9 protein-coding genes are annotated in these 12,160 nt (G+C 60.5%); 2 read left to right on the plus strand and 7 right to left on the minus strand.

What is annotated here, in order from left to right:
• Positions 1-194 precede the first annotated feature (194 nt).
• A complete protein-coding gene (locus DWW03_RS07340) occupies positions 195-1,337 on the plus strand; it encodes an iron-containing alcohol dehydrogenase (RefSeq protein ID WP_015547901.1) in 1,143 nt (380 codons plus the stop codon).
• Between the two features lie 73 nt (positions 1,338-1,410).
• On the opposite strand, the gene DWW03_RS07345 is transcribed toward DWW03_RS07340, so the two are convergent.
• The 3 genes from DWW03_RS07345 to DWW03_RS07355 form a co-directional block, all read right to left on the minus strand.
• A complete protein-coding gene (locus tag DWW03_RS07345) occupies positions 1,411-2,013 on the minus strand; it encodes a hypothetical protein (RefSeq protein WP_022061054.1) in 603 nt (200 codons plus the stop codon).
• 168 nt (positions 2,014-2,181) lie between these two features.
• Positions 2,182-4,320: a methylmalonyl-CoA mutase gene (gene scpA / locus DWW03_RS07350; RefSeq protein WP_118406571.1), complete on the minus strand. Its 2,139-nt coding sequence runs from the start codon at positions 4,318-4,320 to the stop codon at positions 2,182-2,184.
• A 2-nt stretch (positions 4,321-4,322) separates the two neighbouring features.
• Positions 4,323-6,170: a methylmalonyl-CoA mutase family protein gene (locus DWW03_RS07355; protein WP_015547898.1), complete on the minus strand. Its 1,848-nt coding sequence runs from the start codon at positions 6,168-6,170 to the stop codon at positions 4,323-4,325.
• Positions 6,171-6,786: 616 nt separating this feature from the next.
• Between DWW03_RS07355 and DWW03_RS07360 the strand changes: the two genes are divergently transcribed.
• Positions 6,787-8,943, plus strand: coding sequence for a glutamine synthetase III (locus DWW03_RS07360; RefSeq protein WP_022061144.1), 2,157 nt, complete (start codon positions 6,787-6,789; stop codon positions 8,941-8,943).
• Between the two features lie 79 nt (positions 8,944-9,022).
• On the opposite strand, the gene rpsU is transcribed toward DWW03_RS07360, so the two are convergent.
• The 4 genes from rpsU to DWW03_RS07380 form a co-directional block, all read right to left on the minus strand.
• Complete coding sequence (rpsU, locus tag DWW03_RS07365; RefSeq protein WP_015547895.1) at positions 9,023-9,214, minus strand: 30S ribosomal protein S21; 192 nt, start codon at positions 9,212-9,214, stop codon at positions 9,023-9,025.
• Between the two features lie 95 nt (positions 9,215-9,309).
• Positions 9,310-10,371, minus strand: coding sequence for a helix-hairpin-helix domain-containing protein (locus DWW03_RS07370; protein ID WP_118406572.1), 1,062 nt, complete (start codon positions 10,369-10,371; stop codon positions 9,310-9,312).
• 166 nt (positions 10,372-10,537) lie between these two features.
• Positions 10,538-11,347 carry an N-acetylmuramic acid 6-phosphate etherase gene (gene murQ, locus DWW03_RS07375; protein ID WP_118406573.1) on the minus strand — a complete coding sequence of 270 codons (810 nt, stop codon included), beginning with the start codon at positions 11,345-11,347 and terminating at the stop codon, positions 10,538-10,540.
• A complete protein-coding gene (locus DWW03_RS07380; protein ID WP_118406574.1) occupies positions 11,337-12,158 on the minus strand; it encodes an ATPase in 822 nt (273 codons plus the stop codon). Before DWW03_RS07380 ends, murQ begins: the two co-directional genes overlap by 11 nt.
• Between the last annotated feature and the right edge of the window lie 2 nt (positions 12,159-12,160).

Here is a 12,160-nt window from a genome sequence, read left to right on the forward strand (position 1 = left end):
AGCACAAACCGGCAGCTCTCACCGCAAAGATTGAAAATTAGCGGAGAATTCTCTGCGCAGTCCGGCTTTTTTCGTATCTTTAGAGGCGTAACGGCTCTTTTAACAGCCGGAGGCCCTGTCAAACCAGGTGCAATCCGGTTTCGGAGCCGTCCGGTCATTCATTCTCTTCGTAATAGGATAAATAAATATTCGCCATGAACAACTTCATCTATCACAATCCGACCAAACTGGTTTTCGGCAAGGGCCAGATCGCCCGTCTGCCGAAGCTCATTCCCGCCGGAAAACGCATCATGCTGACCTTCGGCGGCGGAAGCGTCAAGCGTAACGGCGTCTACGATCAGGTCGTCGCCGCACTCGAAGGCCGCGACCTGGTCGAGTTCTGGGGCATCGAGGCGAATCCGTCGGTCGAGACCCTGCGCGAAGCCATTGCGCTGGGCAAAGAGCGGAAGGTGGACTTCCTGCTGGCTGTCGGCGGCGGGTCGGTCATCGACGGTACGAAACTCATCGCTGCGGGCCTTCTCTACGACGGCGATGCATGGGACATCGTGCTCAAGGGGCAGGCCGGCAAGACCGTGCCGCTGGCTACGGTCCTCACCATGTCGGCCACGGGTTCCGAGATGAACTCCGGGGCGGTCATTTCGCGCTACGAGACCAAGGAAAAATATGCTTTCTACGGCGATTATCCGGTCTTCTCGATCCTCGATCCCGAGACGCTCTATTCGCTGCCGAAGCGTCAGGTAGCCTGCGGACTTGCGGATACTTTCGTGCATGTGCTGGAGCAGTATATGACTACGCCCCATCAGTCGCGGCTGATGGACCGCTGGGCCGAAGGCATCCTGCATACGGTGGTCGAAATCGCTCCCAAAGCGCTGGCGGACGAGCGCGATTACGACACGATGTCGGAATACATGCTTTCGGCGACGCTGGCCCTGAACGACATGATCCGTATGGGCGTGACGCAGGACTGGGCGACGCACATGATCGGCCACGAGCTGACGGCGCTGCACGGCTTGACGCACGGTGCGACGCTGGCCATTGTCATCAACGGTACGCTGCGCGTGCTGCGCGGGCAGAAACGCGGCAAACTGCTGCAATACGGCGAGCGTATCTGGGGCATTGCCGGCGGTTCGGAGGAGGAGCGCATCGACCGCACGATTGCGGCCAACGAGGCGTTCTTCCGTTCGCTGGGCCTCTCGACACGCCTTTCGGAGGAGGGTATCGGCGAAGAGACCATCGCCGAGATCGAACGCCGCTTCACGGCTGCGGGCGATCGGTTCGGCGAGGCGCAGAACGTCGACGGCGCCATGGCCCGCCGGATTCTGGAGGCCTGCCTGTGATCCCATTGCCGGCTGCCGAAAGAACAATCCCCGCAACCGAGGTTGCGGGGATTGTTTGTCATGGAACGCGGGTTTATTCGTCCACCCCGAATGTCGAAACGTTGAGACTGCCCAGCGCATCGACCGTGATGCCGTATTCTCCGGTCTCGACGCCTTTCAGGATGATGAGGTAGGAGCTGCTTCCGAACCGGCGCGAGGTGAAGGGCTGCCGTTCCAGCGTGTTGCGCTGCTGGTCGCCGAAGGTTCCGACCGACGCGTATTCGGCGATCCGCATCTTCTTCTTGACCTTGAACCGGAAGACGCTGATCACCGACATCGGGTCGATCAGGTTGTCCGGAACGCGGATGATAAAGGCGATGCCGTCGCTCTTCCGGAGCCGGACGGGGGACTGCGCGCCTTTCAGCGTCATTTCGTCGATGTGGTTCTTTCCGATGCCGAACAGTTTCTGCCCGGTGGACGAACGGTGGCGGGGAGCCAGGCTCTCCTGAACGAGCTGCTCGGTTCTGTTGTCGGGCCGGATAGCCAATGCCTGGCCGATGAATTCAGGTTCGGGGAATGTCAGGGTGCTGTCGGTCCGGGTTACGGAGGGTTCCGGTGCGGCGGCTGCCTCCGGAGTCTGCGCCTGCGACCGGATGCAGGCACAGCAGGCAAGCAACAGAATGAGGGTTTTCTTCATGCGAATGGAACGTTGGAATGAATGAATTTGTGTATTTCAGTCGTAAAGATAATGCAAAAACTCCCGTTCCGGTCTTTGGCGGGTGAAAAAAGTCCCTCCCGAAGTGCTCCGGAACAAAAAACGCCCCGGTCTTGCGACCGCGGCGTTTCTCTTGTCGGAGCCGGGAATTTACTCGGCGAGCAGGATTTCGAGGATCTTGATGGCTGCCGTGGCGATCGGCGTACCGGGGCCGAAGATGGCGGCGGCGCCGTCGCGGTAGAGTTCATCGTAGTCCTGCGCGGGGATCACGCCGCCGACGATGACGATGATGTCCTCGCGGCCCAGCTTCTTCAGCTCGGCGATGATCTGCGGCACGAGCGTCAGATGGCCGGCGGCCAGCGACGATACGCCGACTACGTGCACGTCGTTTTCGACGGCCTGCTTGGCGGCCTCCTCCGGAGTCTGGAACAGCGGACCCATGTCGACGTCGAAGCCGATGTCGGCATAACCCGTAGCGACCACCTTGGCGCCGCGGTCGTGTCCGTCCTGGCCGAGCTTGGCGATCATCACGCGCGGCTGACGGCCCTCTTTCTTGGCGAATTCGGCGCACAGCTCCTTGGCGCGCTCGAAGGATTTGTCGTTTTTCACTTCTGAAGAGTAAACACCTGAAATGGAACGGATAACAGCTTTGTAGCGGCCTACGACCACTTCGCAGGCATCGGAGATTTCGCCCAGCGAGGCGCGGACCTTGGCGGCCTCGACGGCCAGTTCGAGCAGGTTGCCCTGCTTGGTCTTCACGCACTCGGTGATGGCGGCCAGCGCCTTCTTCACGGCAGCTTCGTCGCGGTTGGCGCGCAGCTCCTTGAGTCGCTTGATCTGGCTCTCGCGCACGGCCGTGTTGTCCACGGCAAGAATGTCGATCGGGGCCTCCTTCTCCAGACGGTATTCGTTGATGCCGATGATCTTCTCCTCGCCGGAGTCGATGCGGGCCTGCTTGCGGGCCGAAGCCTCCTCGATGCGCATCTTCGGAATGCCGGTCTCGATGGCCTTGGCCATACCGCCCAGCTTCTCGACCTCCTCGATGCGCTCCCAGGCTTTATGGGCGATCTCGTTGGTCAGCGTCTCGATGTAGTAGGAACCTGCCCACGGGTCGACCTCGCGGCAGATGTTGGTCTCCTCCTGAATGTAGATCTGCGTGTTACGCGCAATACGCGCCGAGAAGTCGGTCGGCAGGGCGATCGCCTCGTCCAAGGCGTTGGTGTGCAGCGACTGGGTGTGTCCCAGCGCGGCGCCCATGGCCTCGATGGCCGTGCGGGCCACGTTGTTGAACGGGTCCTGCTCGGTGAGCGACCAGCCCGAGGTCTGCGAGTGGGTGCGCAGCGCCAGCGACTTGGGGTTCTTGGGGTTGAACTGTTTAACGATCTTGGCCCACAGCATACGCGCGGCGCGCATCTTGGCGATCTCCATGAAGTGGTTCATGCCGATGGCCCAGAAGAACGACAGACGCGGTGCGAAGGCGTCGATCGACATGCCTGCGTTGACGCCGGCGCGCAGGTACTCCAGACCGTCGGCCAGCGTGTAGGCCAGCTCGATGTCGTTCGTGGCGCCCGCCTCCTGCATGTGGTAACCCGAAATCGAGATTGAGTTGAACTTGGGCATGTTCTTCGAGGTGTACTCGAAGATGTCGGCGATGATCCGCATCGAGAACTCGGGCGGATATATATAGGTGTTGCGCACCATGAACTCCTTGAGGATGTCGTTCTGGATCGTACCGGCCAGCTGGTCGAGCGTGCAGCCCTGCTCCAGGCCCGTCACGATGTAGAAGGCGAGGATCGGCAGCACGGCGCCGTTCATGGTCATCGACACCGACATTCGGTCGAGCGGAATGCCGTTGAAGAGCACCTTCATGTCCTCCACCGAGCAGATCGACACGCCGGCCTTGCCCACGTCGCCCACCACGCGCGGGTGATCGGCGTCGTAACCGCGGTGCGTTGCCAGGTCGAAGGCCACCGACAGACCTTTCTGTCCGGCGGCGAGGTTGCGGCGGTAGAATGCGTTGGACTCCTCGGCGGTCGAGAATCCGGCGTACTGACGGATGGTCCACGGACGCATCACGTACATCGTCGAGTAGGGGCCGCGCAGGAACGGGGCGATGCCTGCCGCGTAGTTCAGGTGCTCCATGCCTTCGAGGTCTTCGGCCGTATAGGCGCCCTTGACGGGGATGCGCTCGGCCGTCAGCCACGGCTCCACCTGTCCGCAGCCTTTCGAGGCGCAGCAGCTCTTCTGCCCGCCTGCTTCGTATGTCAGTTCTGAAAATTTAGCTCTCATGATCAGATGCCCATTTCTTTAAGATAAAACTTCAGAGTCTCCAGGACGTTCGACTTCACCGAGATGAAGTTCGTGATGCCTTGGGCCTCCAGTTCGGGTGCGCATGCGGGAGCGCCTGCGACTACGAGAATGGCTTTGCCGGCGAGCAGCTCCTTCACCTTCGGTGCGGCCTCTGCGTAATCGTCGTCCGAAGCGCAGACCACCACGATCTCGGCTTTCGATTCGAGTGCGGCCTTCACGCCCTCCTCGATCGACTTGAAGAAGGTGTTGTCCTGCACGCGGATTCCGGCGCAGGCGAAGAAGTTGCACGAGAACTGGGCGCGGGCGCGGGCCATCGCCAGGTTGCCGCAGGTGAGCATGAACGCCTTGGGCTGTTTGCCCGAGCGGTCCACGTGCAGGCGCATCGCCTCGAAGGCCATGGCGCCGCGGTAGGGCGTGAGGACGTTGCCTTCGGCAGCGGGACGGGTGACGGCTTCGGCGGTGATCTCCTTCGGGGCCACCTCCGTGAAGTTGGGGAACTGGTTGGCGCCGAGCAGCGTCTGGCGGCGCGTTGCGATGGCCTTGTCCTTGGCGGCGGCCGAAGCCTCCACGCGCTCCTTGATGAAGCCGGCCTTGTAGGCCTCGGCGTAGCCGCCCTTCTCCTCGATTTCGAGGAAGAGCTTCCAGGCCTCGGCGGCGATCGACTGCGTGAGGTTCTCCACGTAGTACGAGCCGCCTGCGGGGTCTACCACCTGGTCGAAGTGCGATTCGTGCTTCAGGAGCAGTTCGACGTTGCGGGCGATGCGCTTCGAGAACTCCGTGGGGCTTTCGAACGCGGCGTCGAACGGCGTCACCTCCAGCGAATGTACGCCGGCGATGGTGGCCGACATGGCCTCCGTCGTGCCGCGGAGCATATTGACATAGGGATCGTAAACGGTCTGGTTCCAGTCTGCCGTGCGGGCGTGGATGTGCATTTTGCAGGCGCAGTTCTTCGAGGGGTTGTAACCCTTGACGATGTTGGCCCACAGCATGCGCGCCGCGCGGAACTTGGCGATTTCGAGGAAGTAGTTCGAGGTGACCGAGAACGAGAAGCGCAGCTTGCGGGCCGCCAGCTCGGCGTCCACGCCGGCGTCGGTCAGGCGCGCGATGTAATCGTTACCGGCCGAGAGGGCGAACGCCAGCTCCTCGACGATGGTCGATCCGGCGTTCGAGAAGATGCCGGCCGAGACGGTCACGATACGGATGTGCTTGTACTCGCGGGTCTTTTCGATCAGCGAGGCGATCTTCGCGAAGCACTTTTCGCCGTTGGGCGAGCAGAAGTCGCCTTTCTGCGACAGTCCCTTGACCAGCGGGTCGATCGAGAAGGCCACGTGCGCCTCGGAGGCAGTGCCTTCCTTTTCGAGCTTGGCGATCACCAGTTCGGCGATGCTGCCCGTCTGCGCGCCGCAGAAGACCATTTCGATGGCCGGGATCGAGATTCCGGCGAGCAGCTGATCGAGTTCTTCGGCCGTGAAGCCCTCCTTCGCGATTGAGAAGCCCAATGAATCGACGCCCGAGTTGAGGAGTTTCAGCGCCTCGGCGTTGGCCTCCCTGGGACATTTTACCTCGACGGTCTGATGCACGCGCCAGCGATTGTGGCTGCGCGTACCTCTGACGTACGGGAACTCGCCTGCCTGCGAGCCCAGAAAACGGATGCCTTCGAGGTTTTCGGCGCGGTAGTAGGGGCGGACGTTGAATCCTTCTCCCGTACGCCACACCAGCTTGCGCTCGTAATCGGCTCCTTTCAGGTCGGCTGTAATCACCTCTTCCCACTTTTCGGTCGGGACCGGCGGGAACTCGGTGAACAGCTTTTCACGTTTGGTATTTGCCATGACTATTTAGAGATTAGTATGTGTGTAGTTTCGTTCTGTTTCAAAATTGCACGTAAAGTTACAAATTAATTACCGAATTGTAACAAGAAATTGTTACGAAAATAACAGTGCGGCGGAATTTTTCCGGATTTCGCCGCCCGCCGCATTTCCGGACGGCCCGGCGCGGATGCTGTCTCCGGTGTGGTTGAATGGTTGAAAAATGGTCTTTATTTCTGCTTATTTTTGGGAAAACGGGAAAATGCATTTTGGGGATTTTTCGTGAAAAATGAGGCTGTTTTTCGGGAAATGACTGAAAATTTCGGGTGTGTGTGGCGAAAAATGGTTGTTTTTTCGGGAAAATGATGAAAAAAACAGCTGTTTTTTGAAAAAACGGTGATTTTGTAAAAACAACGTAACGGAATAATTCGTACATTTGTAGCCGGAACGAAAGATGTACCGCAGCGGGGGAGCGGCCCCGGGTTAGTTAGGTCGGCAGGTCCTGCCGGGAGGCAGTTGTCCGGTTGAATTTCAGGTTAGGTTTTAGTTTGCAATTATCGGGTCCTTCCCCGCGCGGTTTTTTCTACGAACACTAAACCCTTAATCAGTCAGGTATATGTCATCATTACTCAGATTCAAGATGGTCGATGCGGCCATAAATCACACGGCCGTCGAGGTGAAAGTTCCCGAGGGACGCTCGTCGGACTACTTCGGAAAGAAGGTATTTGGACGTGCGGCTATGCGGAAGTATCTCGACAAGCGCACCTATGCGGCCCTGCTCGACACGATGGAAAAACGCACGCCGCTTACGCGCGAAGTTGCCGACAGCATCGCGGCGGGTATGCGCCAGTGGGCGCTGGAGCACGGTGCGGACCACTATACCCACTGGTTTCAACCCCTGACGGGCGGTACGGCCGAGAAACACGACGCCTTTGCCGAGCCGGACGGTCAGGGCGGCGTGCTGGAGGAGTTCTCCGGCAAGCTGCTCGTGCAGCAGGAGCCCGACGCCTCGTCGTTCCCCAACGGCGGCATCCGCAATACGTTCGAGGCCCGCGGCTACTCGGCCTGGGACCCCACGTCGCCCGCCTTCATCGTCGACACGACGCTCTGTATCCCTACCGTCTTCATCGCCTATACGGGCGAGGCGCTCGACTACAAAGTGCCCCTGCTGCGCTCGCTGACGGCCATCGACAAGGCCGCCACGGAGGTGTGCCGCTATTTCGACAAGAATGTCGAGAAGGTCTTTTCCTACCTGGGCTGGGAGCAGGAATATTTCCTCGTGGACGAGAGCCTCTGGGCCGTGCGTCCCGACCTGATGCTCACGGGGCGTACGCTCATGGGACACGAGTCGGCCAAGAACCAGCAGTTGGAAGACCACTATTTCGGGGCGATTCCGACGCGTGTGATGGCCTTTATGAAGGACCTCGAATACGAGTGCCTGAAGTTGGGAATTCCGGTCAAGACGCGCCACAACGAGGTGGCTCCCAGTCAGTTCGAGCTGGCTCCGGTTTACGAGGAGGCCAACCTGGCCAACGACCACAACCAGTTGCTGATGACCATTATGGACAAGATCGCCCGCCGTCACCAGTTCCGCGTGCTGCTGCACGAAAAACCCTTCAAGGGGATCAACGGATCGGGCAAGCACAACAACTGGTCGCTGGGAACCGATACGGGCGTGAACCTGCTCGGTCCGGGCAAGACCGCTTCGGAGAACCTCCAGTTCATCACTTTCCTGGTGAACGCCATTTCGGCGGTTTACAAGCACAACGGCCTGCTGAAGGCGTCGATTATGAGCGCGACGAACGCTCACCGGCTGGGCGCCAACGAGGCGCCTCCCGCCATCATTTCGACCTTCCTCGGAACGCAGGTGTCGGCCGTGCTGGACAAGCTGGCCGCATCGAAGGGCGACGATGCCATCCGTTTCGACGCCAAGAACGTCTTCAAGATGAGCGGCATTTCGCACATCCCGACGCTGCTGCTGGACAACACCGACCGCAACCGCACCTCGCCGTTCGCCTTCACGGGCAACCGCTTCGAGTTCCGCGCCGTGGGTTCGTCGGACAACTGCGCCGAGGCGATGATCGTGCTCAACTCGGCGATGGCATACGAACTGACCGAGTTCAAGAAGGCCGTGGACGCCAAGATCGAGGCCGGGGCCAAGAAGGAGAGGGCCATTTACGAGGTGCTCAAGCAGATGATCAAGGCCTGCAAGGCCATCCGGTTCGACGGCAACGGCTATTCGGACGAGTGGAAGGCCGAGGCGAAGCGGCGCGGTCTGGACTGCGAGACGTCGACGCCGCTGATCTTCGACCGCTACCTGGACAGGGAGAGCCTGAAGATGTTCGGCGATATGGGGGTTTTCACCAAGGTCGAACTCGAAGCCCGCACCGAGGTGAAGTGGGAGACCTATACCAAGAAAATCCAGATCGAAGGCCGCGTGCTGGGCGACCTGGCGATGAACCACATCGTGCCGATCGCTTCGAAATACGAGGCGCAGTTGCTCGACAAGGTCTATAAGATGCATCAGATCGGAGGGCTGAACGCCTCGTCGGACATTCTGCTTATCAAGAAGATTCAGGACCATACGGCCTCGATCCAGAAACTCACCGGCGAGATGATCGACGCCCGCAAGGTTGCCAACCGGATCGAGGACCCGCGTGAAAAGGCCATTGCCTACCACGATACCGTGGCTGTCTGCTTCGACGAGATCCGCCGCCATATCGACAAGCTGGAAGAGATCGTCGACGATCAGATCTGGCCGCTGCCGAAGTATCGCGAACTGTTGTTCCTGCGCTGATCGGGCTGATTACGGCATAGAAAAACCGGGAACATTCCTTTCGGAGTGTTCCCGGTTCTGGTTTCATATCTTGCGGAAATTATTCGTCGTCGCGGTACATGTGTTCCACGTAAATGGCGTGCTGCATCGCCTCGCGCTTCGCGATCGAAGGCTTGGTGAAGTACTGGCGGCGGCGAAGCTCCTTCAGGACGCCCGTGCGCTCGTATTTACGTTTGAACTTTTTCAGGGCGCGCTCGATGTTTTCGCCCTCTTTTACCGGCATGATAATCATAATATTCTTTGTTTTTTGTTGTTTTGAATCTGTTTGTTCGTTCTGAAAACTGCGGGGTGCGCATCCTCGATGCATCTTCCCCAAAAACGGTCGTTTTATTCGTCGGCAGGTCCGCTGTCCGACCCGAATTGCAGATAAGGAGCCAGCCGTGCTGCCTCCTCGCGGGTCAATATGTTCTGTTCCACCAATTCTCCAGCGGTACTCCAACCTCCTTTCAACTGTCTTGCTTTCAGCAATTTTCGTAATGCCTGCGGTGCTATGTAGGGGTGTTTCCCCAGCACTTTCGGACTTGCAAAGTTAATATCAATTTTCCGAATTTTGCAACTATCGCAGTAAATTTGTTTCAAAATTTTTTCATAATTGCGTTCCCGCACTCCCGGAACCTCTGCGAGTTGCTCCGCGCGGACGAATCCGCCGAGCCGTTCGCGGTAGTGCATGATCGCCACGACGGTCCTGGGACCGATGCCCACAACCGAGCGCAGCGTCGCCGAATCGGCCGTGTTCAGCTCCACGGGCTGTTCGATCGGCCGCGCCTTCCGTTCCGGGAAGATGACGTAGGGTTCCAGCGCCGCGGCCACCGAGTCGCTCACGACGTAGCATTCGCGCAGGTCCTCCATGTCGTAGATGCCGCTCAAATCCCGCCAGCGGATGAACGCCTCGGCCTGACGCTTCGACAAGGCCCCGATGGCGCGCAGGTAGCGGGCGCTCACGGTGTCGATGCGGAACGGCCCGGGTGCGAGCGGTTCGGGGAGAATGCGCCCCGTGCGGTATTTTTCGGGTGCGATGGCGTATTTGCGGCCGATGCGCACCCAGGGTTCGAGCCGCCGGTAGAGCGAGTCGCTGATGCCGTAGCAGAGCGTCAGGTCCTCGGGTATGCGGAACACTTTGCCCGCGGCGCGGTATTTCAGCAGGCTCACCGCTTCGTGCTTCGTAAGCCCGAGTCGCCGCAGGTCGTCGAGCGAGGCCGTGTTGGGGTCGAAATGCGACATCACGACGCTGTCCGCGGGCAACGCCTCCTCCATCTCGGCCTCGGCGCGGCGGGCCGCTTCGGGGTCGGCTGCCGGGCGTACGAGCATCAGGGCTATGATCAGCAGCCCGGCCAACGGCAGGAATACCGCAATGGCGCGTATTTCGCGGTCGGAAAAAAGTTTAGCCATTGTTCTGTTTATGCGGTCATATGCTTTATCGTTTCAACTGCCGGGAGCATGCGTCGTCTCCCTTCCGGAGGGAGGCCGGGGCGGGGCCATGCTTGTAGATGGCTCCGCAGGCGGCAATGACGGCGGTCGAAAGCGATTTGTACGTCGAAGTGTGTATTCGTTTTGTCTATTTTCCGATCTCCTCCAATGCCCGCTTCACCGAACCCCAGCGCAGCAGCAGTTTGCGGGCCTCGGTTTCGTCAAGCCCCGACGCTTCGGCGACCATCCGCGTTCCGCGGGCCACGAGCTTGTCGTTGGTCAGCTGCATGTTGACCATGCGGTTGCCCTCGACACGCCCCAGGCGGATCATCACGGCTGTCGATAACATGTTGAGCATCAATTTCTGGGCCGTTCCGGCCTTCATGCGCGTCGATCCGGTCACGAACTCCGGTCCTACGACCGCTTCGAGCGCATACTCCGCTTCGGCAGCTACGGGCGACGCGGGGTTGCAGGTGATCGAGCCGGTCAGCAGTCCGTGGCGCCGCGCCGCGCGCAGTCCGCCGATCACGTAGGGCGTCGTTCCCGATGCCGCGATGCCGATCAGCACATCGCCGGCTGTGGGGTGGTAGGGCGCCATGTCGCGCCAGGCTCCTTCGGTGTCGTCTTCGGCGTGCTCCACGGCCCGCCGCAAAGCGCCGTCGCCTCCGGCGATCAGCCCGATCACCCGGTCGAACGGCACGCCGTAGGTCGGGGGCAGCTCCGAGGCGTCGGTGACCCCCAGCCGGCCGCTCGTCCCGGCGCCGATGTAAAACATCCGGCCTCCGCGCTGCATGCGCCCGACGATGCGTTCGACGAGTAGCTCCATGACGGGGATGGTCTGCCGCACGGCTTCGTGCACACGGGCGTCCTCGCGGTTGATGCCCGTCAGGATGTCGTGCACCGACATCCGTTGCAGGTCGTCGTAGGCCGAATCCTGTTCGGTGATTCTATCTTCCATAGTGGTATTTCAAAAGCCCTTCGGCGGGCGATTCTACAATGGTTTCCACGCGGCGGCCCTCCGCTTCCAGCGCCTCGCGCAGCAACGCCTCGAAGTGGGCCGCCACGCCGCCCAGCAGCGATACGGGGAGTTCCGCCGGATAACGGCTCAGGTTGCGGGACGCAAAGTCGCGGAACGACCGGAGTACCAGCTCCCGGATCTCCGGGCGGTCGATATGCGCGCGTATGAAAGGTGCGAACGAGGCCAGAAAGCGGTTGGCGTAAGGCTCGCGGTAGACGCGGCGGATGATCTCCTCGTAATTCAGCCCGTGCGCCGCGAGAAACTCCTCTTTCAGCGGAATGTGCCCCTTGAAGATGCCGTTCACCAGGTTGCGCCCCAGCACGGCCCCGCTGCCCTCGTCGCCCAGCACATAGCCCAGCGGTGGGACGTTTTTCAGGATTTCGCCGTCGCGGCACAGGCAGGAGTTCGATCCCGTGCCGAGGATGCAGGCGATGCCCTCCCCGCGGCCCCAGAGCGCCCGCACCGCGCCCAGCAGGTCCGATTCGACCGTAATGTCCGTCGTTCCGAAGTGCGCTTCCAACTCCCGGCGCAGCTTCTCGCTCGCTTCCGGGAAGGTCTCGCCGCACCCCGCGCCGTAGAATCTCACGCTCGTCACGCCGTCGCATGGCGGCAGTTCCGCGAGGGCTTCGCGTATCTGTTCGGCCGAGTGCTGCACGGCGTTGATCCCCTGCGTGCGCACGTTTGTCGTCCGTGCGCCGTCGCTGGCGATCCACGTGCATTTGGTCGATCCGCTGTCGGCTATAAGTACCATAA

The sequence above is a fragment of the Alistipes sp. AF14-19 genome (assembly GCF_003461645.1).
GTDB classification, from domain to species: domain Bacteria; phylum Bacteroidota; class Bacteroidia; order Bacteroidales; family Rikenellaceae; genus Alistipes; species Alistipes shahii.

Bases quoted from the DNA above. Each gene is read 5' to 3' on its own strand.
- DWW03_RS07355 (WP_015547898.1), bottom strand. From the start codon at position 6,170: ATGGCAAATACCAAACGTGAAAAGCTGTTCACCGAGTTCCCGCCGGTC.
- DWW03_RS07340 (WP_015547901.1), top strand. From the start codon at position 195: ATGAACAACTTCATCTATCACAATCCGACCAAACTGGTTTTCGGCAAG.
- DWW03_RS07370 (WP_118406572.1), bottom strand. From the start codon at position 10,371: ATGGCTAAACTTTTTTCCGACCGCGAAATACGCGCCATTGCGGTATTC.
- DWW03_RS07360 (WP_022061144.1), top strand. From the start codon at position 6,787: ATGGTCGATGCGGCCATAAATCACACGGCCGTCGAGGTGAAAGTTCCC.
- scpA (WP_118406571.1), bottom strand. From the start codon at position 4,320: ATGAGAGCTAAATTTTCAGAACTGACATACGAAGCAGGCGGGCAGAAG.
- DWW03_RS07345 (WP_022061054.1), bottom strand. From the start codon at position 2,013: ATGAAGAAAACCCTCATTCTGTTGCTTGCCTGCTGTGCCTGCATCCGG.
- murQ (WP_118406573.1), bottom strand. From the start codon at position 11,347: ATGGAAGATAGAATCACCGAACAGGATTCGGCCTACGACGACCTGCAA.
- rpsU (WP_015547895.1), bottom strand. From the start codon at position 9,214: ATGATTATCATGCCGGTAAAAGAGGGCGAAAACATCGAGCGCGCCCTG.
- DWW03_RS07380 (WP_118406574.1), bottom strand. From the start codon at position 12,158: ATGGTACTTATAGCCGACAGCGGATCGACCAAATGCACGTGGATCGCC.